Origin of the sequence: Hyphomonas sp. L-53-1-40, assembly GCF_000682775.1 — a bacterium.
In the GTDB taxonomy this organism is placed as follows: domain Bacteria; phylum Pseudomonadota; class Alphaproteobacteria; order Caulobacterales; family Hyphomonadaceae; genus Hyphomonas.
Map to the genome: position 1 here is coordinate 163337 of NZ_AWFI01000016.1, position 23304 is coordinate 186640.

At 57.4% G+C, this 23304-nt stretch carries 23 protein-coding genes; 6 read left to right on the forward strand and 17 right to left on the reverse strand.

The window, feature by feature from the left end:
- Window positions 1-49: 49 nt before the first annotated feature.
- The 3 genes from L53_RS11775 to L53_RS11785 are packed head-to-tail and all read right to left on the reverse strand — an operon-like array spanning window position 50 to window position 3145.
- Window positions 50-445, reverse strand: a complete 396-nt coding sequence (locus L53_RS11775) for a nuclear transport factor 2 family protein (protein ID WP_034815570.1) — start codon at window positions 443-445, stop codon at window positions 50-52.
- The gene (gene sufB / locus L53_RS11780; RefSeq protein ID WP_198019804.1) at window positions 438-2000 is read right to left on the reverse strand and encodes a Fe-S cluster assembly protein SufB; all 1563 of its coding nucleotides are present in this window, start codon (window positions 1998-2000) and stop codon (window positions 438-440) included. The genes L53_RS11775 and sufB overlap by 8 nt, the downstream gene beginning before the upstream one ends.
- Window positions 2000-3145 (reverse strand): cysteine desulfurase family protein, encoded by a 1146-nt coding sequence (locus tag L53_RS11785; RefSeq protein ID WP_034815572.1) that lies wholly within the window; start codon window positions 3143-3145, stop codon window positions 2000-2002. The genes sufB and L53_RS11785 overlap by 1 nt, the downstream gene beginning before the upstream one ends.
- A gap of 109 nt (window positions 3146-3254) precedes the next feature.
- On the opposite strand from L53_RS11785, the gene L53_RS11790 reads away from it, so the two are divergent.
- Window positions 3255-3932 carry an alpha/beta hydrolase gene (locus L53_RS11790; RefSeq protein ID WP_034815576.1) on the forward strand — a complete coding sequence of 226 codons (678 nt, stop codon included), beginning with the start codon at window positions 3255-3257 and terminating at the stop codon, window positions 3930-3932.
- Here L53_RS11790 and L53_RS11795 read toward each other — a convergent pair.
- Window positions 3929-5032 (reverse strand): anhydro-N-acetylmuramic acid kinase, encoded by a 1104-nt coding sequence (locus L53_RS11795; protein ID WP_233347793.1) that lies wholly within the window; start codon window positions 5030-5032, stop codon window positions 3929-3931. The two genes, L53_RS11790 and L53_RS11795, sit on opposite strands and share 4 nt — an antisense overlap.
- Before the next feature lie 59 nt (window positions 5033-5091).
- Between L53_RS11795 and tyrS the strand changes: the two genes are divergently transcribed.
- On the forward strand, window positions 5092-6342 hold the full coding sequence (tyrS, locus tag L53_RS11800) for a tyrosine--tRNA ligase (RefSeq protein ID WP_034815578.1): 1251 nt from the start codon (window positions 5092-5094) through the stop codon (window positions 6340-6342).
- On the opposite strand, the gene L53_RS11805 is transcribed toward tyrS, so the two are convergent.
- A complete protein-coding gene (locus L53_RS11805; RefSeq protein WP_034815579.1) occupies window positions 6339-9719 on the reverse strand; it encodes a DUF3971 domain-containing protein in 3381 nt (1126 codons plus the stop codon). The two genes, tyrS and L53_RS11805, sit on opposite strands and share 4 nt — an antisense overlap.
- An 86-nt stretch (window positions 9720-9805) precedes the next feature.
- Here L53_RS11805 and L53_RS11810 point away from each other — a divergent pair, with 86 nt between their 5' ends.
- From L53_RS11810 to L53_RS11820, 3 genes are all read left to right on the forward strand, one after another.
- A complete protein-coding gene (locus L53_RS11810) occupies window positions 9806-10270 on the forward strand; it encodes a peroxiredoxin (protein WP_034815580.1) in 465 nt (154 codons plus the stop codon).
- A gap of 207 nt (window positions 10271-10477) precedes the next feature.
- Complete coding sequence (locus L53_RS11815) at window positions 10478-11701, forward strand: peptidoglycan DD-metalloendopeptidase family protein (RefSeq protein ID WP_034815582.1); 1224 nt, start codon at window positions 10478-10480, stop codon at window positions 11699-11701.
- Entirely contained in the window at window positions 11685-12206 is a 522-nt protein-coding gene (locus L53_RS11820) for a polymer-forming cytoskeletal protein (RefSeq protein ID WP_034815584.1), read from the forward strand. Before L53_RS11815 ends, L53_RS11820 begins: the two co-directional genes overlap by 17 nt.
- 77 nt (window positions 12207-12283) lie before the next feature.
- Here L53_RS11820 and L53_RS11825 read toward each other — a convergent pair whose 3' ends face one another.
- The 3 genes from L53_RS11825 to L53_RS11835 form a co-directional block, all read right to left on the reverse strand.
- The gene (locus tag L53_RS11825) at window positions 12284-12754 is read right to left on the reverse strand and encodes an NfeD family protein (RefSeq protein WP_034815586.1); all 471 of its coding nucleotides are present in this window, start codon (window positions 12752-12754) and stop codon (window positions 12284-12286) included.
- A gap of 4 nt (window positions 12755-12758) precedes the next feature.
- Complete coding sequence (locus L53_RS11830; RefSeq protein WP_034815589.1) at window positions 12759-13670, reverse strand: SPFH domain-containing protein; 912 nt, start codon at window positions 13668-13670, stop codon at window positions 12759-12761.
- Window positions 13671-13810: 140 nt separating this feature from the next.
- On the reverse strand, window positions 13811-14293 hold the full coding sequence (locus L53_RS11835) for a peroxiredoxin (protein WP_034815591.1): 483 nt from the start codon (window positions 14291-14293) through the stop codon (window positions 13811-13813).
- 119 nt (window positions 14294-14412) lie between these two features.
- Between L53_RS11835 and L53_RS11840 the strand changes: the two genes are divergently transcribed.
- Entirely contained in the window at window positions 14413-14973 is a 561-nt protein-coding gene (locus L53_RS11840; RefSeq protein ID WP_034815592.1) for a YqgE/AlgH family protein, read from the forward strand.
- On the opposite strand, the gene L53_RS11845 is transcribed toward L53_RS11840, so the two are convergent.
- The 9 genes from L53_RS11845 to ctaD all read right to left on the reverse strand — a co-directional run bounded on the left by L53_RS11845 (window position 14974) and on the right by ctaD (window position 23304).
- Window positions 14974-16002 carry an EAL domain-containing protein gene (locus L53_RS11845; protein ID WP_034815595.1) on the reverse strand — a complete coding sequence of 343 codons (1029 nt, stop codon included), beginning with the start codon at window positions 16000-16002 and terminating at the stop codon, window positions 14974-14976.
- Between the two features lie 10 nt (window positions 16003-16012).
- On the reverse strand, window positions 16013-16582 hold the full coding sequence (locus L53_RS11850) for a GNAT family N-acetyltransferase (protein WP_034815597.1): 570 nt from the start codon (window positions 16580-16582) through the stop codon (window positions 16013-16015).
- A gap of 3 nt (window positions 16583-16585) precedes the next feature.
- Window positions 16586-17965: a threonine synthase gene (gene thrC / locus L53_RS11855; protein WP_034815599.1), complete on the reverse strand. Its 1380-nt coding sequence runs from the start codon at window positions 17963-17965 to the stop codon at window positions 16586-16588.
- Complete coding sequence (locus L53_RS11860; RefSeq protein ID WP_034815601.1) at window positions 17962-18654, reverse strand: SURF1 family cytochrome oxidase biogenesis protein; 693 nt, start codon at window positions 18652-18654, stop codon at window positions 17962-17964. Before L53_RS11860 ends, thrC begins: the two co-directional genes overlap by 4 nt.
- Window positions 18655-18740: 86 nt before the next feature.
- Entirely contained in the window at window positions 18741-19613 is an 873-nt protein-coding gene (locus L53_RS11865) for a cytochrome c oxidase subunit 3 (protein ID WP_034815604.1), read from the reverse strand.
- A 77-nt stretch (window positions 19614-19690) separates the two neighbouring features.
- Window positions 19691-20269, reverse strand: coding sequence for a cytochrome c oxidase assembly protein (locus tag L53_RS11870; RefSeq protein WP_034815607.1), 579 nt, complete (start codon window positions 20267-20269; stop codon window positions 19691-19693).
- Window positions 20266-20580 carry a hypothetical protein gene (locus L53_RS11875; RefSeq protein WP_034815610.1) on the reverse strand — a complete coding sequence of 105 codons (315 nt, stop codon included), beginning with the start codon at window positions 20578-20580 and terminating at the stop codon, window positions 20266-20268. Before L53_RS11875 ends, L53_RS11870 begins: the two co-directional genes overlap by 4 nt.
- Before the next feature lies 1 nt (window position 20581).
- Window positions 20582-21535, reverse strand: a complete 954-nt coding sequence (locus tag L53_RS11880; RefSeq protein WP_034815611.1) for a heme o synthase — start codon at window positions 21533-21535, stop codon at window positions 20582-20584.
- 104 nt (window positions 21536-21639) lie between these two features.
- Window positions 21640-23304, reverse strand: a complete 1665-nt coding sequence (gene ctaD / locus L53_RS11885; RefSeq protein ID WP_233347782.1) for a cytochrome c oxidase subunit I — start codon at window positions 23302-23304, stop codon at window positions 21640-21642.

The window sequence follows — 23304 nt, forward strand, 5'->3', positions numbered from 1 at the left end:
GGTCTGGCGGTCCGATTCTTCGGTTTTGCCGCACCTGGCCTCGGGTTTCTCAGGCGTCACGCTGGGACAGCATGTCAGATTCGCGGACCGAAAGGGTTTCGGTCCAGAGCGTCAGTGACGTGCATAGACCTGCGGCGTTCAGGTCGGCCTTGAGAACACCGTCAGTGCGGTACGGTTCATCCAGGGCCTCAATCAGTCCCCCGGCCGTCCAGTGGGCCCAGTTATCCGCAATTTTTTCCACCTTGAACGACACGTCCACGATCCGCGACCAATTCTCGGCGAATACAGCAACGATCTTCTCTACGCCGGTTATCGGAGCGTTGAACGGCGTTTCGAACAATTTTGCGTCTTCACTCAACAGGGACTTGAGAAGCGCGACATCTCCGCCCTCCTGCACCCGTGCATAGGCATTGAGCCAGTCTCCGAATGCGTCCGGATCAGCCAACGCTGCCCTCCAGGCTCACCTTGAGCAGGCTCTGGGCCTCGACCGCAAACTCCATTGGCAATTCCTGCAGCACTTCGCGGACAAAACCGTTCACCAGGAGCGCAACCGCTTCTTCTTCCCCGATGCCACGCTGGCGGACATAGAACATCTGGTCGTCCGACAGTTTGGTCGTCGTCGCTTCGTGCTCCAGTTGGGCATCAGCCCGGCGGTTCTCGACGTAGGGCACAGTGTGCGCGCCGCAGCGATCCCCGATCAGCAAACTGTCGCACTGGGTGAAGTTGCGCGCGTTGTCGGCCTTGCGGTTGATCGAGACGAGGCCGCGATAGGTATTGTTCGACTTGCCGGCCGAGATGCCCTTGGAGATGATCCTGCTGCGCGTACGCTTGCCCAGATGAATCATCTTCGTGCCGGTATCGGCCTGCTGACGGCCATTGGTGACGGCGATCGAGTAGAACTCGCCAACGCTGTCATCGCCGCGCAGGATGCAGCTCGGATATTTCCAAGTCACGGCAGAGCCAGTCTCGACCTGCGTCCAACTGATTTTGGAACGATCACCCCGGCAATCGCCGCGCTTCGTCACGAAATTGTAGATACCGCCCTTGCCGTTCTCGTCGCCCGGCCACCAGTTCTGTACCGTTGAATATTTGATCTCAGCATCTTCCAGCGCGACCAATTCAACCACGGCAGCGTGAAGCTGGTTCTCGTCGCGCATCGGCGCGGTGCACCCTTCGAGATAAGAAACGTAGGCGCCCTCATCCGCGATGATGAGCGTGCGCTCGAACTGGCCGGTATTCTCGGCGTTCATGCGGAAATAGGTCGACAGCTCCATCGGGCAGCGCACGCCCTTGGGCACATAAACAAATGTCCCGTCAGAAAAGACGGCGCTATTCAGCGTCGCAAAGAAATTGTCCGACTGGGGCACGACAGTGCCGAGATACTTCTTCACAAGATTTGGATATTCGTGAACCGCCTCGGAAATCGACATGAAGATCACGCCGGCCTTTTCCAGTTCCTTGCGGAAGGTCGTGGCAACTGAAACAGAATCAAACACCGCATCGACGGCCACGCGGGGCGTTTCGCGCGCGGTGGCTGCGGTTTCTGCTGCGCCTTCGACGCCGAGCAGAACTTCAGCTTCGCGCAATGGGATGCCCAGCTTCTCGTAGGTTTCGAGAATTTCCTTCGGAACGTCGTCAATCGACTCATACTTCGCGCCGGATTTGGGGGCAGCGTAGTAGTAGTAATCCTGATAATTGATGGTCGGATAATTGACCATCGCCCAAGTTGGCTCTTCCATGGTCAGCCAGCGCTTGTAAGCCGCCAGGCGCCATTCGAGCAGCCATTCCGGCTCTTCCTTCTTGGCCGAAATGAAGCGGATCGTATCTTCGGACAGGCCTTTTGGCGCCATGTCCATTTCGATGTCTGTGACAAACCCCGCGGAGTAATTCTCCGACTCGAGCGCCTTCGCGGCGTCGACTGTGCTCTGGTCAATGCTGTCCTTCACCTTCACGTCGGTGCAGTCGTCTTCGTGTTCGTCGATGCCGCCGCAGCAATCCATCAGGCCATTTCCTTCAATACCGTCCGCCGGGCTGCGTCGAGCCAGGCATCTGCCACACCGGTAAAATCTTCCGGCGTACTGTTCCATCCAAAGCTGGTGCGGATTGCGGATTTCGCAAGGGCGTCAGATGCGCCCATCGCCAGCAATACGAGCGAACGTTTCACCTTGCCAGACGAACACGCAGACCCGGCAGAAATGCACACACCCGCCAGATCCATCGCCATGACCTGCGTTTCCGCCGCAAAGCCAGACTTGGCGAAATTCGATGTCCCGGCCAGCCGCTCGGCGGCTTTGCCCATGATCTTCACGCCCGCCTCCTGTTCGAGACGTGTTTCCATATCATCGCGATATTTAGCTAGCATAGCATATTTCGGCAAATCTCTCACGGCGGCTTCCACCGCTGCACCAAACCCGGCTTGCGCTGCCACATTCTCTGTACCGGACCGCAGGCCACGTTCCTGCCCGCCACCATGCGTAACGGCCTTTAAAGGGGCCCCGGCCCGATGCCAGAGAGCACCTGCGCCTTGTGGCCCACCAATCTTGTGGGCCGACAGGCTAAGATAATCGACGCCCAGCAGGCCGACATTGACCGGGAGCTTGCCGAGCCCCTGTACTGCATCGCAAATCGTAAGCCCACCAGCCTCGCGCACGATTCGGGCCGCTTCTGCCACGGGCTGGATCACGCCGGTCTCATTATTGGCGAGCATCAGGCAGAGCACAGGCGTGCTGGACTTGTCGCGGTCCCAACCCGCCACCTGAGCCTGCAGCTGGTCCAGGTCCAAGGTTCCGTCCGGGGTCACATAGGCCGTCTGAACCTTGGCCCCGGAATGCGCGGCAGCCTTGGTGACGGCCTCATGCTCAATCGCTGAAACCAGGAAGGTGCAATTTCCATCCAGCGCTACTGCAACGCCATGGATTGCCAGATTGTCAGCTTCGGTGCCGCCCCCTGTCAGGATGATGTCTTCCGCGCGGCTTCCGATCGCCCCCCCAATGGCCAAGCGGGCCCGCTCCAATACGCCACGCGCCGCCCTTCCGGACGTATGGACGGACGACGGATTGGTCGCGCCCATGTCCCAGACATCAAGCATGGCCTGGCGGGCTTCAGGCCTCAAAGGCGAGGTTGCATTATGATCTGCATATATCATGTGGGGGATATACTAACTTCCGCGCGTTTTTGCAGGTGTAGAAAAATTTGCTTTTCACAGCTCAAATGGCTTATGACCGCGCCCTTCCCCCGTGACCAGCGAGTATGACATGGCAGAACTCATCATTCCGGGCCCTCAGGGCCGTATCGAAGCGCGTTACACCGAGCCGCCGCTTCCCGGCGCGCCGATTGCGCTAATCCTCCATCCTCACCCGAAAGCGGGCGGCACGATGCAGGATCCTATCTCCATCATGCTTTATCAGATGTTCGAGCGTCATGGCTTCGGCGTGCTGCGCTACAACTCGCGCGGTGTAGGCCGCAGCCAGGGTCAATATGATCAGGGCATTGGTGAACTTGAAGACGCTGCCTTCGTTCTGGACTATGTTGAGAACCTCGCAGAGAGCCCGCGCTTTGTCTGGTGTGCCGGCTACAGCTTCGGGGCATGGATCACGCTACAGCTGCTGATGCGCCGCCCGGAGATTGACGGCTTCCTCGCCATCTCTCCCCCGGCCAATCATTATGACCTTTCCTTCCTGGCGCCGTGCCCGGCATCCGGCCTGATTGTGTCCGGCGATTCCGATTCGATCTCATCGCCTGAAGATGTGGAGCGTGCGCTGACCAAGGTGCGCGTCCAGAAGGGCGAACAGATCGACCGCACGACGGTAAAAGGTGCGAACCACTTCTATCAGGACAAACGCGACGAGTTGATCGGGCTCTGTGAAGATTACCTGCTACAGCGCCTTGCCGCCGCAGAAGAAAAGCTCCGCCTCGAAGCCGAGGAAGACTAGAAAATCAGCTTCCCGCCCCGCATCGGGGTCGATGGCCAACTGATCGGCAATCCGCGCGCAGTTCGCGCCGCCAGGAAGGCAAATGCCTCCGCTTCGATCGAATCCCCCCGCCAACCAACCGCCTCTGCCGACTGCACTTCGCACCCCGCCGCGCGCGCCAATGCAGCCATAAGGACGGGATTGTGCCTGCCGCCACCGCACACGATCAGGCGCGCTGGATATTCCGGCAGCTGGGAAAGACCAGTCACAACGGCGCACGCCGTAAACTCTGTCAGCGTAGCCGCACCATCCTCAACGGATAGACCGCGCACCATACTGGCGTTGAAGTCGTATCGGTCCAAAGATTTTGGCGGCGGTTGGTCAAACCAATCATGATCCAGAAGCTGAACGAGCAGGCCATCATGCACGCGGCCAGCCCCGGCCAAGCGACCGCCCTCATCATGTGTCCCCAGGCCATGCCCCTCAACCCATTCATCGATCGGCCCGTTCGCTGGGCCAGTGTCAAATGCCACCAAAGAGCCATTACCCATACGACCGGTAATGTTCGCAACACCGCCAAGATTGAGAACGCATGCAGCGTCGTCGCCGAGGCGCTCTAGCAGTGCGGCGTGATACACAGGCGCAAGTGGTGCGCCCTGTCCTCCTGCAGCCACATCATCGGACCGAAAGTCGTAAGCGAGCGCAACTCCGAGCGCAGCCTGCAGGGCAGGACCGTCGATCAGTTGGAGTGTCGCCCCGGTCTCGTCTCCTTTGGGTGCACGATGCAACACGGTCTGACCGTGGACACCCGCAAGACGGGGCGCAGGCCCCACCCATGTCGAGAGCAACTGCTTCCATGTCTCAAGGTGGGTGCGGGTCACAACTGAACGTGCGTCATTGAAGACACCGTCCGGCTGAGGGCCTACCCAATTCCACTCGCGTGCAGCATCGGTGGCGCGCTGCAGTGCGGCGCGCTCTTCAGGTGCGTATTTGCGTTCCGCGGTCGCTCCGAATTCCAGAACCTTTTCGCCATCGGTCAGGATCAGCGCTGCATCGACCGCATCCAGAGACGTCCCCGACATGAAACCGGCGACCCAATACGGTTCAGATTTTTCACTCACAGAGTTCAAGATATCGATTTTCCATGTTACGCGCGGCAGCTTCACGGAGACACGAGAAAATGAGCGAATACAAGTCGGAATTCCTGAAAACCCTGTCCGAGCGCGGTTACCTGAAACAGGTCACCCATCCGGGCGAGGTTGACGCCTATTGCGCCAAGGGAATTCCGACCGGCTATATCGGCTTTGATGCTACCGCCGACAGCCTGCATGTGGGCTCCTTGCTTCAGATCATGATGCTACGCCATCTTCAGAAAAGTGGCGGTAAACCCATCGTGCTGATGGGCGGCGGCACAACCAAGGTGGGCGACCCGACCGACAAGGAAAAGTCCCGCCCGCTTCTGACCGATGAACAGATCGCGGCCAACATGGAGGGTATCAAGAAGGCGTTTCAACCCTTCCTGACGTTTGGCGATGGACCGACCGATGCGATCATGGTCAACAATGACGACTGGCTCGGCAAGCTTGGCTACCTTGAAATGCTGCGCGAGGTTGGCGTGCACTTCACCATCAATACAATGGTGAAACAGGATACGGTCGCGCGCCGCCTTACGGCAGAGCAGCCCTACACCTTCCTCGAATTCAATTATCTCCTCATGCAATCCTACGACTTCCTCGAACTCTACCGGCGGCTGGACTGCCGGATGCAGATTGGTGGATCGGACCAATGGGGCAATATCGTTGGTGGCGTGGACCTCGTTCACAAGGCCGCCAGTGGCGACGCATTTGGCATTACGGCTCACCTCATCACAACCGCGTCCGGCGGCAAGATGGGCAAAACCGCAGATGGTGCAGTCTGGCTGAACGCGGACCGCAAGAGCCCCTACGAGTACTGGCAATTCTGGCGCAATACAGAAGATGCCGATGTCGGACGTTTCATGCGCCTGTTCACAGAGCTACCGCTCGATGAGATTGCCCGCCTTGAAGCGCTCAAGGGCGCGGAGATCAATACGGCGAAGGTCGTTCTGGCCAACGAAGCCACGAAGCTGTTGCATGGCGAAGCTGCCGCAAAAGAGTCTGAAGCCGCCGCATCCGCTGTATTTGCTGCCGGCGGACAAGCTGACGCCCTGCCGACCGTTGAAATCGCAACATCTGAACTTGATGGCGGTATGCTTGTTGCCGCAGCATTCACGGCAGCCGGTCTCACAGAATCGAATGGTGCTGCGCGCCGCTTGATCAAGCAGGGTGCAGCAAAGGTGAATGACTCTCCGGTATCCGATCAGAATGCATCGCTGTCAGCGGACGACCTTGTAGAGGGGACAATCAAATTATCCGCCGGCAAGAAGCGCCATGCGCTGGTCAAAGCAATCTAGAATTCCTCTTCGGGGATCGGCGGAAGCTCGGACGGGATAGGCTCATCTTCTGGTCGAGCTTGAGCCTCCGGAATATCCGTATCCGACGGGTTTTCGAAAATCCGTCGGATGACACCCGGGGCGAGAGCGGACAGAGGATTGACCGACACGTTCGCCTTTTCGAGGCTGCCACGAACGCTATAGGTCAGCGAGAAAATACCCTCGCCATCCCGGCCCACCACAAGATCCCCGATGATCGGAATACCGCCGAGGGCTGAATTCATGCCAAAACTTGGTACCAGTACGCCATCGACACTGATCTCGCTGTCGGCGCCAAGATAGCCGTTTACTGTCAGACCGAGCGCCGGGCCCTGCGCTTTCCCGCCAGTGACCACGTAACGGTCCCCCGCTACGGTCAATGGAATGTCGATCCGCGAGAATAGAACACCGTCACCTCCCAGCGTATCCGCAAGTCCGCGAAGAGAGGCCAGAGAGAGAATTTGAGTGAGGAACGGAGCATTGTGCAATCGCCCATCCGTCACCACAATGTTGAAACTAGACGGCGCTCCGTCACGCGCAAGCGTGCCATCTATGTCCAGCCTCCCCCCTTCGATGAAGTCGAGATCGAGAAACGCGCTGGCAATAAAGCCAGCGTCGCTGCTGACCACTTTGATCGCCGTACCCTCCGGAGACGAGCCATCCAGATCGATATTGAAGGCTGATCCGTCATCCGTATTTCCGGTCGCCGAGAGCTTCTGCATACCGTTCACTGTTGACCGCCACGTAACGTCTGCGTTCCGCACATAAAGGCCAGCGCCAAGGGTAAGTGTGTCGACGTCAGCACTAACGCTCAGCGGCGTACCATTGCTATCATTCGCGTCGCCCAGCGCGCCGATGCCAGGTACGGCTCCGGACAGGTCAAGATAGCTGCCGGTCAAGGCAACTTGCAGATTGCCATTCGGTCCTCGCGAGATCTGTCCGTTCACGTCTGCGGTGTCTGCGAGAAACGCCCGTCTCAGATCCGCCGAGACCAACCGGGAATCTCCCCCCAGTGTAAACTTTCCATCCAGATAGGCTTCTTCGCTGGTAAAGAGTACGTCAGAGGAAAAGCCCTCCTCGGCACGCTCGTACAGGACGGTGACCTTCCCCTCCTTGCCTGCAGTCTTCACCCAGCCGATTTCGGACAGGTCAAGACGGGCATTGGTCAGATCCATCACGACGTTCGCAACCGACACATCCTCACCCTCAACGGTCGCCTGGACTTCTGTGGGTACTTCGCCAGTCAAGTACGCCCTCCCCGGAAGGCCGAACCGATTTAGCACGTCCGGCGTGATGACAGCCTGTGCCGACAGCGCCGACGGAGCCTCACCATCCTTGAAACCGTCGCGCCAGCTGAACTGGACAGGTGACGGACCAAGATCACCCAAGCCGGTAATGGTCAGACCGTCTTGGTCGACCTTGATGTCGGCCGTAGCGTTTTCAAGATTCAGGCCGAGCGCGGCGCGCTTGAGGCCACCATTGGTCAGCCGACCGATTGCCGTGTAGCGAACCGCTTCGTCCGGGACATTGTCGAGTGCCGGCCGGAACAATTCGAATGTCGCCTCGGCATCGCCACTCAAACGCTCTTCATCAAAGCCAAGATCAAGCCTGGATTCGTTCAACGTCGTGATAACGTTTGCTGCAGGGCCATGCCCCTTTGCAAATACGCGGAAATCCTCCCCTTTCGGATTGAAGGCTGGAAAGTCAACGAGGGCCTCGTCAATGTCCCAACCACCATAGTCGCCCTGGTCAACAGTTACCCTGAAACTGTTGCCCGTCAGGCGCCCCTTGCCGACGGCATTCCGGGCAGCGGGCAAGTCATCGAGAAACTTAACGTCCGCCGAGTTGATATCGAAGGTAAGGTTCAGGTCTTCATCCCTCAGATAGCCTTCCGCGAAACTATCGCGTTGAAGCGTCATCTGCGCGCGCAGATTATCTACGTCCGTGTTGCTGATCCGTTTGGCCGTAAAGGATCGCGCTCCCGTTCCCAGCGACACGGGCCAAAAGGCAAGCACGGTGTCCTTCGTGACTGTTCCCTCAGTTTCCAGTTCGATGGTTCCGATGATCGGAGGTTCATTCTTCTCACGATCTGGGGTCATCGCGATATCAGTGATGAACTGGAACTGTGCGTCATTGGATACGAACGAAATCCGGGTATCTTTTAAGCTGCGATCCGGAAAATCTACTTCGCCGTCAGCGCGGAGATCGCGCAAACCAAGTGGCTCTGCAAAAGATGGTGTGAAATCGAGTGTCGCGGCATTGCTTCGCAGTTTGAACGGGCGTGGTCCGGTCCCTTTCAGCGCGTTTTGGAGAGTTAAATCCGCTGAACCAGCGAATGGGCCAAATCGCAGCGAATTCCCCGAGATGAGCAATTCATCACCCGTCGCCGCATAGGTCATCTCCAGATCGAGATCCGTCACATTCATGCCGCTCTCTCCGAACGGCAGTTTGCCTTCAGCAAGGCTGGCCTCCACAACGATTTTCTCGACGCCCGCCGCGCTAGATGTGTCAAACTTGACGGTAATGTCTGCTGGCACACCGGACAGGAACTCGCTGTCGGTACCCAGCCGCGCCGCAAGATCTGCAAGCGACCATTGAGCGACAGCAAGAGAGGCTTGCATACGGCTACCGAAATCGCTCGTATCAATGTCCAGCGCCAACCCAGCCGGCAAACCGGCCCCTACACCACTGCCGGACATAGACAAATCTACTCCGTCTTGCGTGACGGAGAGCAGCCCTTTGGAGTCCGTCAGTGTAAACAGAGGCGACTTGTCAGTGCCGAAAACGCGCATTTCAAAGTCCTCGTAGGACAAACGCTCGAGACTGACGTCAGCCTTCTCTTCTTGTAGCACCACAAGAATTTGGGGAAGTACGGCATCTATCCGTTCGAGCCATTCGCTCGGATTTTGTGGCATCTCACCGACCGGAATCTCGGGCAGCGGATCGCCCGCAATATACCAGATACCGTCGTCTGCTTGAGCAACATTGATCCAACCATCAACCAGATCGAGCCCAAGGACCTCCACATCACCCATTACGAGCGCAGAGCTGGACAGCACGATGCGGGCACGCTCGGCCTCCGCAGCCACATTACCTTCACCATCCAGCATCTTGATGTCATTTCCGGTGACAAGAACGCGCTTGTCTTCCGACGACCATTCCAGAAACACATCGCCGACAGTTACCGGTCTGCCATTGCGCGAATTGGTCAGGCCCTGCTCGATATCGTCTCGGAACATCTCCAATTCGATCGGCCCACTGGACAAACGGAAGACGAGCAACCCCGCCAGAACCAGAACAACCAGGATAAGTCCGCCGAGTATTTCAAGAATTACAAGTGAGGCTCTCTGGCGGACCAAATCAGGGACTCCGAAAATCTACGTCTAAAAATTGCGTTCTATGGCGATATATGCACACCAAGCTGACCGCACCATAGGAGGAATACATGGCGAAAGTACTGCAAGACGGTGAAAAGGCTCCGGATTTCTCGATGCCCTCCACGACCGGGCAGATCAAACTCGAGGACTTCTCGGGCAGCTATCTGGTTCTTTACTTCTACCCCAAGGACGACACACCCGGTTGCACGAACGAAGCGAAAGACTTTTCTGCGTTGATCGACGCATTCGCGGACCGCAATGCCAAAATCGTCGGCGTTTCGCGCGATCCGCTTTCCAAACACGAAAAGTTCTCGGCCAAGCACGATCTCAAAGTGATTCTTGCCAGCGATGAGTCGGGCGAGACCACGGAGATGTACGGCACCTGGGTGGAGAAAAACATGTACGGCAGGACCTATATGGGCATTGCCCGACAAACCTTTCTGATCGGACCGGACGGCTCAATCATTAAATCTTGGAAAAAAGTCCGGGTGAAAGGCCACGCAGAGGACGTATTGAGCCACCTGCCGGCCTGAACAAAACCGAGCAAGGACAAGGTTTAAGCCCCCAAAAACGAGTATTAACGAGAGATTTACCCAAATAGGGGAATATTTTCAGGAATTATGCTCGCAAGGGGTTCCGTCCCTTAGTGATTTCGGTATTTATATTTCTACGGGTTTGGGAACTTGCTGTAGGTGTGATTGCAGTAGGCGGTGTGTGATTCCAGTCGACGGGTGGCGTTAATGGCGAAATGGAGTGCGAACCTCAAGGCGACGTTCGATCGCGCATTTCCAGAACGACAAATATATCATCGGAGTGGCGGCACCGTCCGTTACATTTCCATTTCTCCATGGCAGCAGGCAATTTGCGCTCTCGGCGCCACGGCGCTTGCTGGTTGGACAATTTTCCTGACAGGCACCTTCGCCCTTGGCGGTTCTACGGGCACGCTTACCGGCAGCTCTGATGATCGCGAACTCGCCAAGTATGAGCGCTGGGTCCAGGAGCTTCGCGCCAAGGATGCGCTGTCGCGGTCACTATTGGAAGAGCGCACAGATGCCTTTCAACGTGAAACAGCCGAATGGGAAGACCGCCAGAAAGCGCTCGAGGATTTGTTTGAGCAGCTGAAGGGCGATGAAACGCTCGATGTTTCGGCCCTTACAGGCGATGGGGCCGACCTGTTGGTTCAGGCGTCTATCGAAGAAGCCGACGACCGTCAGTCTCGTGACAGTTTCCGCATGACGGCCACACTCGACACGCGAGGCAATCGCGTCAGCGTCAAGAACCTAAAATACAATCAGGAACGCATGCTCGACGAGGCGGAAGACCTCGCCATTGAGCGCGCTGAACGCGCGCGCAGCGTGATCCAGCTGACCACGATTGGCAGCGACCGCATCATGGAAAGCGCAGAGATGGGCGGTCCGCTTGTCTCGATGGCAAACCTGACGGCTGGCGGCGAGACGCTGTCGGCGCAGGACGCCAGCTTCTACAACCGACTGACCGAGACTCAGGCTCGCGTCGCCGAGATGCAGTATTACGAACAGATTGTTGAAAGCCTGCCCCTTGGTGCCCCGGTTGGCGTGCCCTTCCGGTACACCAGCCCTTATGGCATCCGGGTAGATCCTTTCATCAAGAGACCGCGTTGGCATAACGGAATTGATGTCGCTGCCTATGGTGGGGCGCCGATCGTGGCGTCCGGGCCGGGCACCGTCAGCTTCGCAGGCGCACGGTCAGGGTATGGACGCGTGGTCGAAGTGGATCATGGATACGGCTTCAAGTCGCGCTATGGTCACCTCCGCTCGATTACTGTATCAAAGGGCGATACGGTCGAAGTGGGCGATCTCGTGGGGAAGATGGGCACGACCGGAAGAAGTACCGGATATCACCTTCACTTTGAGGTGTTTTTCAACGGTAAAGCATATGATCCAGTAAAGTTTTTGAAAGCAGGCCGTCATGTTCACGAAGAATAGCAAATCCAATGACACCCCTACCCCACCAGAACCCATGAAGACGGCGCCCGCGCAGGACGCGATCCGCGGCGCGTCTTCCAAGCCTGCCGCCCGTGCAGCTTCTATCATCTGCGCCGACATGAAGATCAATGGGTCTGTCTCTTCCGAAGGCGCCCTCCAGATCGACGGCACTGTCGATGGTGATGTCGCCGCGACAGACATTACGATTGGCGCCAGCGGTCACATAACCGGTGAAGTGAAAGCCGAAGTTGTACGCGTCAAAGGGCGCATCAAAGGCTCGATCCGAGCGCGTAAGGTTGAACTCGAAACCGGTGCGCACGTCAAAGGCGACATCGTCCATTCGTCGCTCCAAATCCAGTCGAACGCCGTTTTCGAAGGTCAGGTCAAACATGCGGATGATCCGCTGAAGGACACCTCACCTAAAGCAGCGGCGGCAGCCAACGAATCCAAGCCTGTCGCATCTTCCGGCCCATCGGCATACGGAATTTCGACGTCCGCTTCCTGATCATTCGAGACCCCAATTGAATTAAAAAAGGCCAGCTCGATTGAGCTGGCCTTTTCCGTTTTGTTTTCAGCTATCGACTATGATATTACGCGACGCACAATCGCGGTCGTCATCTTGGCTCCTTCGACCACTACGGTGTCGCCGGTTCGCACCAATTCGCCCTCCACCGCTTCGGCCCGCCACACGGTATCGCCGATCCGGACCTGCCCGGTTCCGGAAATGAAATCACCCATCGCAAGCCCCCGCTGGCCGACTAGGGAAGCCATGCGTCGATTAAGCGTCGGATGCTCAGGCGACGTTTTTCGGATCCCGGATAGCACCGTGCGTCCAAGGATGACCAGCACAGTTGCAGCCATGCCGAATACGATCATCTGACCCTGCCAGGCCGACAATGAGTTTGGGGCAAAATAGGTGAAAGCAGCCGTCAGCCAAGCGGCGATGGAAACCATGAGCAAATCGAACGTCCCGCTCATCATCTCGATCCCGAAAAGGATCAGCCCAAGCGCCAGCCAGTGCCAGAATGTGAGTTCAGAGAAGATTTGTTCCATTAGATCAATCTCCCTTGTTACCGGTCAGCCCCTTGATGCCCTCAAGCGTTCCGATGAGGCTCGAGAACTCCGCCGGGATGATTACCGTTCGCTGTTGATCCGACTCCGCCAGTTTCGCGAACGCTTCGACATAAGCCTGGCCAAGGAAGTAGTTCACCGCATTGACGTCGCCCCGCGCAATTGCTTCGGACACCATGGCTGTGGCCTTGGCTTCGGCTTCAGCCTCGCGCTCGCGAGCTTCGGCATCGCGGAAGGCAGCCTCCCGGCGCCCCTCGGCTTCAAGAATTTGGGCCTGCTTCTGGCCTTCGGCCTTCAGGATAGCCGACTGCTTATCGCCTTCAGCGGTCAGGATTTCCGCCCGCTTCAGGCGCTCGGCCTTCATCTGGCGCGCCATGGCTTCGGTAATATCGGCTGGCGGGCTCAGATCGGCTATCTCAATTCGAGTAACCTTCACGCCCCACGGATTGGTAGCTGCATCAATGACAGTCAGAAGGCGCGCATTGATGTCATCCCGGTTGGACAAGACTTCATCAAGATCCATTGAGCCGACAACTGTACGAATGTTGGTGAGGGAGAGGTTCGTGATGGCATGGTTAAGATTATTGACCTCATACGCAGCAGCCACTGCATCAACTACCTGGATGAACACAACCGCATCACACGACACCATTGCATTGTCCTTGGTTATGACTTCCTGCTGCGGCACATCGAGCACGGTTTCCATCATGTTCATCTTCCGGCCCACCCGCTCTAGGAAAGGTGTGATGATCGACATGCCCGGATTGAGTGTGCGGGTGTAGCGTCCAAACCGCTCAACCGTGTAATTGTAGCCTTGAGGCACGAACTTGAACGCAGATGTCAGGCCAATCAGGCCTACGACGGCCACCAAAACGACCACAGCAAAAAACGGATCCATGTATTCCTCTCCTTCTGTTACTCAGAATTAATGTGGGAGAGGTTTTCCGTTTTTCAATAAATATTTGACGAAAAACGGCGCGCCCAGCCCCACCAGACGCGCCGTTCTTCTCATAAGTTGCTTAAGAAACCTTGTCTGATTTAGAGCTGGTTCAGCATGTAGTCGGCGCTGGAAACCTTAAACTCACCGCCATCTTCCACGTTGAGTTCGGCAACCGCACCATCTTTCACGATCATGGAATAGCGCTGCGAACGCTGACCCATACCAAAGCCGCTTGCATCCATTTCCAGGCCAAGCGCCTTGGCAAATGCACCGTTGCCATCAGCCAGCATGCGCACGGTCTCTCCTGCACCGGCATCCTTACCCCAGGCACCCATGACGAATACATCATTCACCGAGGTACACACGATTTCGTCCACGCCCTTGGATTTCAAATCTCCGGACTTGTCGACGAAGCCCGGCAAGTGGCGTGCGGAACAGGTTGGCGTGTACGCGCCAGGTACCGCAAACAGGGCGATGGTCTTGCCACCAAACACCTGTTCGGTTGTGCGAGGCTGAGGGCCGTCTGCCGTCATTTCCATGAATGTGGCTTCGGGAAGCTTGTCTCCGACTTTGATGCTCATCAGCTGGTCTCCTTGATGCTGTGTTGCCCAGATAGGACGCGAACGGCCTCACGGCAAGCGCGCCACACCTTGCCAAAGCGATACAATTCGCCCAGCATCATCTTCGAAAGGGTCACCAGATGGACGCCGACCTCACAGGCAAACTGCTTATCGCCCTCCCCGGTATCGGCGATCCGCGTTTCGCGCGCTCAATTATTCTTATCTGCGCCCACTCTCCCGAATTCGCCATGGGAATTGTACTCAACAAACCAATGGCCGGCCTGACCTTGCCGCAATTGCTGGAACAGCTCGATGTCCCAGTGGAGATAGACGTATCGGAAGATCTGGTGCTCGATGGCGGCCCGGTGAGCAGTGATCGCGGATTTGTTCTTCATACTGATGATGTCATCAGTGAGGGTGCCACACTCGAGATCGACGGTACTTTCTGCATGACGGCAACCCGCGACATCCTGCACGCCATAGGAACTCGGGACGCGCCAAAGCGCTCAGTTCTCGCACTGGGTTATTCGGGCTGGGGCGCTGGTCAGCTTGAATACGAATTGGCCGAAAATGCTTGGTTGATTGGCGAACCCGATACGGAACTGGTATTCGGCGAGAGCCACGAGGCCAAATGGGAAGCCGCACTTGGCCATCTGGGTATAGACAGCGGTCGATTACAGATACTGCCTGGAAACGCCTGATCAATTGTTCAGAAAGGCGATCGCTGCGGCTTCCTCCATCGGACGGGCGAAAGCAAAGCCTTGAGCGTAGTCAAAGCCCAGACTGCGCAGCTTTGCGGCATCGTCCTTGTGCTCGACGCCTTCCGCCGTTGTCGTCATGTCCAGTCGCGCCGCCAGCAAGGTCAGCGTGCCCAGTATCGTGTCGGTGCGGTGCTGACCCAGACGGCGCGTGAGGCCATGGTCTACCTTCAGACTATCGGCTGGAAAATCTGCCAACCAGGCGAAAGAAGAATGACCAGTCCCAAAATCATCCAGCACCAATCCCGCACCCACGGCCTTCAAGGCCATGACAGCCGCAAGCGCGTGGCTTTCGTCGCGGAGCGCAGCTTGTTCCGTCAGTTCGATGCGGATCGCCTTTTCAGGCAAGTCGTATCCTTGCATCAGCGCCTCCACGAGCGCTGGCAACGTACTGCGCGACAAATCCCGTGCCGTCAAATTCACGTGCATGAAGAGATCGGATCTGCCGGAAGACTCCCGTAATTTTGAAAGCGTCTCGGCAGAGCGTATCAACATGTTGGACGCGAGGGCTTCATCCTCGTACCGGCTCGGTGGATTACGAACTTCGCCATCGTCCCAGCGGGCAAGCGCTTCAAAACCGGCGATATGTCCACTGCCAAGCGAGATAATTGGCTGAAAAACCGGGTAGAGATCGGGACCCGGCTGCAAGTCCGACGGATCAATCTCCGCAAACTCGTTCCCGGCCAACAGCATGCCGTGCGCGTCTTCTTCACTGATGAAAGCACCCACCAGATGAATGTCTGCCCCGCTGGACAGTCTCAAATCGCAACGAACAGGTCCCTCAGATATACTGAATGCCTGCGCCAATCGCCCTCGGCTGAGCCCCTCGAACATCTGCTCAATGGCGTCGATCGACCATTGACCGGCCAGATCGGAATGATCGCTACCCTTTGGCGCCTCGATTAGGAGATGCCTGCTGGCAGCATTCCAGTGCCAACTACCTTGAGGCTGGGTCGACTGATCTGACATCATCTCGTGCAACCTATCGCGAAGCACTGGGCCTGACGAGTGCGAAAAGGACATGGTCGCGGCGTACGCCCGCGATCTCGAGATATTCTTTAGCATGTCCCTCTTCCCGAAAGCCGTTTGATTCCAAGACTTTGCGGGAACGCAGGTTTGATGCCAGAATTCCGGCCTCGACGCGATAAAGATGTAATTCCCGGAATGCCCAGTCGCAGACAGCGCCTACGCCTTCCTGCATCAGTCCCTGCCCCTGATGATCTTGTCCAAGCCAGTAACCAAGGCTGGCGCTGTTGGCGGGCCAACCACGGACATTGGTCAAGGATACCCCACCGACAAGTTTTCCGTCCTTCAATCGCCGTATCATGAACACGTAAGCGCGACCGGATTTCCACCCATGCTTCCACGCTTGCAACCGACGCGCCCAATCTGCGCGGGAGTTTGCATCCTTTGGCCACGTCGGCTCCCAGGGTTGCAGGTGCTTTCGGCTACGCTTGCGAAGGCTGGACCAATCCTCAAAATCCTTCTTGCGCGCAGGCTCAATGACCAGGCGCTTTGAAACAATGACCGTATCCTTGCGGTGCGCGGCCATGACCTAGTCGGCCAATCGTTCCACGCGCGAGCGCACAGCACCGAGGGTCGGCTCTGCCCGTTCGAACATTTCTTCATTGGACATCACGCCTGTGGCAAAATCTGGCAATCTCGCCTCGCGCCCTGTCGCTTCAAGTACCGTTTCCGGGAACTTGGCGGGTGATGCCGTGGCAAGGACAACCGTGGCGACGTCCGAATTGGGTGCGAGGCGGGCGACGCGCGTGCCGACGGCGGTGTGAGGACAGATCAGCCAGCTTGTATCGGATTCGAACTGGCGCATCTCCTCCATCGTGTCTGCATTGCTGACACTTTGCACTCGAATGCCTGAACAGCCCAGTCGGCCCTTGGCTGTCTCGGGCAACTCCGCTTCACCCGCCTGTTTGAACCGCTCATAGACGCCGCGCACCGCATCGCTGTCGCGACCCGACAGCTCGAACAGGATCCGCTCGAAATTGGACGGAATGGAAATGTCCATGGCCGGGCTTGGCGTCGCTACGGTCTGACGCTTTGACATGACACCCGAATTGAACAGTCGCAGCAAGGCGTCGTTCTCGTTCACCGCGCAAACAATATCCAACCCGCCCGGCAACAGTCCGCAACGCGCTGCTACGTATCCAGCCAAGGCGTCACCCATATTTCCACTTGGGACAACAAAGCGGAGTTGCTGACCTGCAAGGGCAGCTTGAGACGTGGCGTAATACACCATCTGGGCTGCAATTCGCGCCCAGTTGATCGAGTTCACGCCCGACAGGCTTACACGATCAACAAAATCGCGATCTGCGAAGAGCGATTTCACAATCGTCTGGCACTCGTCAAAGTCGGTATCGAGGGCGAGGTTGAGAACATTGTCCGCACCGGTTGTCGTCATGAACAGACGCTGGATGGGAGAGACACGCTCAAATGGGTGCAAGATCACGAGATCGGCATGCTTGGCACCTGCAAACGCAGCCGCGGCCGCGCCTCCTGTATCGCCAGAGGTCGCGCACATGATCGTCATGCGCCGTCCCGTCTTGCCGAGTACAAGATCATACAGCTGACCAATCAGCTGCATAGCGACGTCCTTGAAGGCGAGGGTCGGGCCGTGATGTAGCTCCAGGAGCCAGCTGGTCGGACCTGATTGGGTTAGCGGTGTCACCGATTGGTGAGCAAAGGTCGCATAAGCGCGTTCGCACAGGCCCAGCACCTCTTCCTGCGTCAGCGTATCGCCCGCAAAGGCCGAAATGACCCGCGCGGCGACCCGGGAATAGGGTTCTCCGGGTTTGGCTGGCTCGATGGAGGGGTAGGATTCAGGAATGTAGAGGCCACCATCCGGCGCAAGCCCGGCCAGGCACGCTCCGATGAAATCAACGGGCTCAGACTGCCCTCGTGTGGAAATATACTTCATTCCCCGTCCCTTCTGCGAAGCCGCAACCGACCCTTTTGATAATGGAAGGCCAGATACACACCCAACAGCGCCATGGCGAGCCCCCACCATGTGATCGCATATCCGAAATGCCGCTGTGGCGGCAGGTCATCATCCATGCGCAATCGCGCAAACGGATTTGGCCCAGCCATTGCGCGACTATTTTCAACCAGCCGCAACGACTGGGGCTCGAATGCTTCCGGCACCACGCGCTCGGCGACATCCCCCGGCAAAAGATCTGCGAGATCATCAATACTGTAGGCGTAGAAAACACCTGCCTCCGGCGCGTCGGGGCTCGCGAAGGCATTGCGGCTGCCGGGTGTCTTGTAGATCCCTCGCGCCGAGAAATTCAGATTGGTCCCGCATTCGGGCCCCTGACAGGGCGTTGGCGGCTCGACCTGATAGAGAAGTTCGATAGTCGTGAAGACGACCCGTTCGCCTTCATCAATCGCCACGACGCGTCGCCACGACGATGCACCGTCGGCATAGGCATAGACCATGGCTTCACTGCCCGGCACGACCCGACCTTCCAGGCTCACCCAGTTTGGCTCTGTTTCATCCAATGTCATCTTCGCGCTGAACCGATCATATTGCCAGTTCCCCAGCATGACGAGGATCGCAAGCGATACCACTGTAAACAGGGTCAAAACGGGATAGGGGCGAAAGCGCATTGGCGTGTCCGAAAGGTCCTGAAAAAAGGCCCGCCAGGCTGTGCGCCGGCGGGCCTGTTAATTAAGCTACGATGGCCGGTGGCGATCTATCCGCCATAAACTAGGAATGGCACGACATAAACGAAGGCAAACAGGAACAGCCAGACCACGTCAACGAAGTGCCAGTACCAAGCCGCAAATTCGAAACCGAGATGCTTCTCTGCGCTCATGCCGCCCATCAACAGACGGATCAAGCAGACTGCGAGGAAGATCGTACCGATCACGACGTGCGCGCCATGGAAGCCGGTCGCCATGAAGAAGGCGGAGCCATAAAGCGTGCCGTCAAAGGTGAAGGCCGCATGGCTGTACTCGTAGGCCTGCAGCAGGGTGAACACCATGCCGAGCAGCACCGTAAAGACGAGGCCAAGCTTGGCGCCGGCACGGTCATTGTGCTGCAGCGCGTGGTGCGCCCAAGTGACCGTCGTCCCCGACAGCAAAAGGATCAGCGTGTTGATCAGCGGCAGGTGGAACGGGTCAAAGGTCTCGACGCCAACTGGTGGCCAATCTGCAAACCGCGACAGGCCGTCGGCGTATAGCGCGTTGGCCGAATCCCATGTCTCACCGACACGCGCACTTTCAAAGATGGCGAATTCGAAGAAGCTCCAGAACCAGCCGACAAAGAACATCACCTCAGACGCGATAAACAGGATCATGCCGTAACGCAGGCCGATCTGAACGACAGGCGTGTGGTCGCCAATGCCGCCTTCCTTGATGACTTCGCGCCACCAGCCGAACATTACCCACATGACCATCGCCAAGCCTACTGCCAGCAGCCACCAGGTTCCGGCTTCGAGGCCAAACAGGCCTTTCATATAGGTAACACCACCGAGCGCGGTAACGACTACCGACAATGACCCCAGCAGTGGCCAGGGAGACGGATTGACGAGATGGAAATCGTGTTTGACTTCGTCGTGAGCCATGGCCCTTTTGACCCCTCTAAAAAATCACATGAATCAGAGCGCTCTTTAGACCGCTCCGGCCTGTATGTGCAACTGCATCAGCCGGCATTGGCTGAATTCGCCGCACCCTTCTGGGCGGCTTTTTTCTCGCCCGAATAGCTGGAACTGTCAAAAAACGTGTAGCTGAGCGTGATCGTCTCCAGGGATTTAGCCACCCGGTCCTCAAGCATGTCTGCAGAAACGAAATAGACGATCGGCAGTTTCTTCGTTTCGCCAGGTGCAACGACCCGTTCTTCAAAGCAGAAACACTCAAGCTTGTTGAAGTAGAGACCCGCATAGTGCGGCGTCACATTATAGCTCGCAATAACACGGATTTCCTCATCTGTTGGATTGGAAACCTCATAAAAGGCCAAGCCATGCTGGCCAAGCTTCAATGTCTGCGTTGTCTGTAGCGGATGGAAGATCAGCGGCGTATCAGCGACATTGGCGTCGAAACGCACCATCACTTCCTGTTCGACCATCTTCTCCGGGGCCGCCGTGGCAATGCGTGTCGTGCCCCCAAAGCCCGTCACCTTGCAGAAGGTGTCGTACAGCGGGTCCGCTGCGAAACCGAGCCCGAGCATGCCTGTGAAAACGCCCAGCGAAACAAGTGCTACCTTCGTGTTCGACAGCTTCATGGTTCGCCCTCTTCCGGTCGCGTTTCGTCGATTGGTGTCAGATTTGGTGGGGGTGCCGCCTGATCCGGCGTCATGCCCTCGGGCAGATCATTGATGCGCTCACCTTTGTCATCGACTGAATAATAAAAGCCACTCTGGCTCAAATCGGATGACGACAAGCGGATAAAAGTGACAACGCCCACGAGAATCACAAAGCCTGCAAGTGCCAAACCTAACCAGAGATTCCGGCTTTTGCGGGCGCGCAATTCCGCCTCTTCCGGCGTGTAGGCGTCGGTGAATTCACCGGCATATTTCTCTTTTTCGTCAGACAAATCAGGCCCCTCCTACAGGGAAGTGCAAACCTGCGGCATGCTCAACAATCAGGGCCGCGAAGACGAGGAACAAGTACAGGATGGAAAAGAAGAACATGCTGCGCGCGAGTTTCATGTCGGCAGCGCTAGCTCCGGCGTCGCCCGCCCTCGAGCGCCAAACACGGACTGCGTAACCCAGGAAGACGAGCCCCAGAGCCAACGTAACCAAGCCATAAATCCACCCGCCAAGACCGGTTGCAACCGGAAGCAATGCGAGCGGCACGAGCAAGATCGTGTAAAGCAGTATCTGGTTTCGCGTTGCTTTTGCGCCATGCGTTACAGGCAACATGGGAACACCGGCCTTCTCATACTCGCCATGTGCCAACAAGCTGAGCGCCCAGAAGTGCGGCGGCGTCCAGAAGAAGATAATCGCGAACAGTATCCACGCGTCGACAGGTGTGTTGCCTGTGACCGCCGCCCATCCGATTACAGGCGGAAACGCGCCCGCGCCGCCGCCAATGACGATGTTCTGAGGCGTCGAACGTTTGAGCCACATCGTGTAGATGACCCCGTAGTAGAATATCGAGAATGCCAGGAGCGCAGCGGCCAACCAATTAGAGGCGAGCCACATGAGCAGAACCGATACGCCGCTCATAATAAGGCCCATGGCGAGGGCCTCCTCCTTTGGCACAGCGCCCGATGGAACTGGCCTTGTCGATGTACGCGTCATGATCTGGTCGATATCGGCATCGTACCACATATTGATCGCGCCAGCCGCGCCCGATCCGAGCGCAATGGCCAGTGTCGCTATCGCTGCCATGACCGGGTTGATCGGCACACCGGTAACGCCGACGGCAGCGATCAGACCCGCAATCGCGGTGAACACAACCAGCATCATGATGCGCGGCTTCAGCAGCTGCACATAGTCGCCTGCGGTCGCGTAGCGTTTCGTTTGCGATGCACTCATGTCGGTCATGATCTCTGTCGGGTCCCTTCAAGCGAAACGGCCCAAGCGCATCTTGCGCCGGGCCGCCTCGGTTTTTCAGACTGTCTGGAAGGCCGGGCCCTTCCTTTTGGCTGTTAGTGGCCGCCTTTATTGGACACGTGCGGCAGCTCGTTGAACTGGTGGAATGGCGGCGGCGAAGGCAGCGTCCATTCCAGCGTCGTGGCACCCTCGCCCCATGGATTGGCTTCACCCTTGCGACGGCGGATCATGGCTTCGACGAGGCCGACGAAGAAGATCAGTGTCGCCACAAGCGTGATCGCGTACCCGATCGACGACCACATGTGCCAGGTGGCAAAGCCGTCAGCATAGTCAATGTAGCGGCGTGGCATGCCCTGCAGGCCCAGGAAATGCTGCGGGAAGAACAATACGTTCGATCCGATGAACATCAGCCAGAAGTGCAGGCCGCCGATCATGCCATTATACTTGATGCCGAACATCTTCTCGAACCAATAATACCAACCTGCGAAGAGGCCGAACACGGCGCCAAGCGACAGCACGTAGTGGAAGTGCGCGACGACGTAATAGGTGTCGTGCAGGGCGTGGTCGATACCGGCGTTAGCCAAGACCACACCGGTAACACCGCCCACAGTGAAGAGGAAGATGAAGCCAATCGCCCAGAGCATCGGGACCGTGAAGTCGATGGACCCGCCCCACATGGTCGCGATCCAAGAGAAGATCTTGATACCCGTCGGAACGGCGATCACCATCGTGGCCGCAACGAAGTAGGCTTTCAGATCCACATCCATACCGACTGTGTACATGTGGTGTGCCCACACAACGAAGCCGATCACCCCGATGGAGACCATGGCGTAGGCCATACCAAGATAGCCAAAGATCGGTTTCTTGGAGAAGGTCGACACGATGTGGCTGACGATGCCGAAGGCCGGCAGGATCATGATGTAGACTTCAGGGTGACCAAAGAACCAGAACAGATGCTGGAACATGATCGGGTCACCACCACCCGCAGGTGCGAAGAATTGCGATCCGAAGTTACGGTCGGTCAACAGCATGGTCAGCGCGGCAGCAAGCACCGGCAGCGACAGCAGCAGCAGGACGGCCGTGATGAGCACGCCCCAAGCGAACAGCGGCATCTTGTGCATGGTCATGCCAGGCGCGCGCATGTTCAGAATGGTCACGATGAAATTGATGGCGCCGAGGATCGACGCGATACCCGCCGTATGCAGCGACAGGATGAGCACATCCATTGCCGGACCGGGATGGCCCGTGGTGGACGACAGTGGCGGATAAAGCACCCAGCCACCTCCGAACCCGTCGCCGGGTCCACCCGGAACCGTCATCGAGATACAGGCCAGCACAAAAGCTGCAACTGTAAGCCAGAACGAGATGTTGTTCATGCGCGGGAAGGCCATGTCTGGCGCGCCGATCATCAACGGAACGAACCAGTTTCCAAAGCCACCAATGAGCGCCGGCATCACCATGAAGAAGATCATGATCAGACCGTGATAGGTGATCACAGTGTTATAAAAATGCTTGGCATTTTGAATGGCCACGTCGCCTTCACCAGCAACGAATTGTGTCATCACTCCGATACCCGGCTCAGCAAGTTCCCAACGAATCAGGCCAGACAGCGTGTATCCCACGACCCCCGCGATCAGCGCGAAGATCAGGTATAGCGTCCCGATATCCTTGTGATTGGTCGAAAACAGCCAGCGCGTAAAGAAGCCGGGCTTGTGATCGTGTGAGTCGTGATGGTCGATGGCCACTTCATCCATAGGCAT

Excerpts from the sequence above, each read along its gene's own strand:
- L53_RS11830 (WP_034815589.1), bottom strand. The coding sequence starts at position 13,670 with ATGGATCCGTTTTTTGCTGTGGTCGTTTTGGTGGCCGTCGTAGGCCTG.
- L53_RS11815 (WP_034815582.1), top strand. The coding sequence starts at position 10,478 with ATGGCGAAATGGAGTGCGAACCTCAAGGCGACGTTCGATCGCGCATTT.
- ctaD (WP_233347782.1), bottom strand. The coding sequence starts at position 23,304 with ATGCCTATGGATGAAGTGGCCATCGACCATCACGACTCACACGATCAC.
- L53_RS11835 (WP_034815591.1), bottom strand. The coding sequence starts at position 14,293 with ATGAGCATCAAAGTCGGAGACAAGCTTCCCGAAGCCACATTCATGGAA.
- L53_RS11820 (WP_034815584.1), top strand. The coding sequence starts at position 11,685 with ATGTTCACGAAGAATAGCAAATCCAATGACACCCCTACCCCACCAGAA.
- L53_RS11825 (WP_034815586.1), bottom strand. The coding sequence starts at position 12,754 with ATGGAACAAATCTTCTCTGAACTCACATTCTGGCACTGGCTGGCGCTT.
- sufB (WP_198019804.1), bottom strand. The coding sequence starts at position 2,000 with ATGGATTGCTGCGGCGGCATCGACGAACACGAAGACGACTGCACCGAC.
- L53_RS11860 (WP_034815601.1), bottom strand. The coding sequence starts at position 18,654 with ATGCGCTTTCGCCCCTATCCCGTTTTGACCCTGTTTACAGTGGTATCG.
- L53_RS11845 (WP_034815595.1), bottom strand. The coding sequence starts at position 16,002 with ATGATGTCAGATCAGTCGACCCAGCCTCAAGGTAGTTGGCACTGGAAT.
- L53_RS11810 (WP_034815580.1), top strand. The coding sequence starts at position 9,806 with ATGGCGAAAGTACTGCAAGACGGTGAAAAGGCTCCGGATTTCTCGATG.
- L53_RS11850 (WP_034815597.1), bottom strand. The coding sequence starts at position 16,582 with ATGGCCGCGCACCGCAAGGATACGGTCATTGTTTCAAAGCGCCTGGTC.
- L53_RS11785 (WP_034815572.1), bottom strand. The coding sequence starts at position 3,145 with ATGATATATGCAGATCATAATGCAACCTCGCCTTTGAGGCCTGAAGCC.
- thrC (WP_034815599.1), bottom strand. The coding sequence starts at position 17,965 with ATGAAGTATATTTCCACACGAGGGCAGTCTGAGCCCGTTGATTTCATC.
- L53_RS11880 (WP_034815611.1), bottom strand. The coding sequence starts at position 21,535 with ATGACCGACATGAGTGCATCGCAAACGAAACGCTACGCGACCGCAGGC.
- L53_RS11790 (WP_034815576.1), top strand. The coding sequence starts at position 3,255 with ATGGCAGAACTCATCATTCCGGGCCCTCAGGGCCGTATCGAAGCGCGT.
- tyrS (WP_034815578.1), top strand. The coding sequence starts at position 5,092 with ATGAGCGAATACAAGTCGGAATTCCTGAAAACCCTGTCCGAGCGCGGT.
- L53_RS11840 (WP_034815592.1), top strand. The coding sequence starts at position 14,413 with ATGGACGCCGACCTCACAGGCAAACTGCTTATCGCCCTCCCCGGTATC.
- L53_RS11870 (WP_034815607.1), bottom strand. The coding sequence starts at position 20,269 with ATGAAGCTGTCGAACACGAAGGTAGCACTTGTTTCGCTGGGCGTTTTC.
- L53_RS11865 (WP_034815604.1), bottom strand. The coding sequence starts at position 19,613 with ATGGCTCACGACGAAGTCAAACACGATTTCCATCTCGTCAATCCGTCT.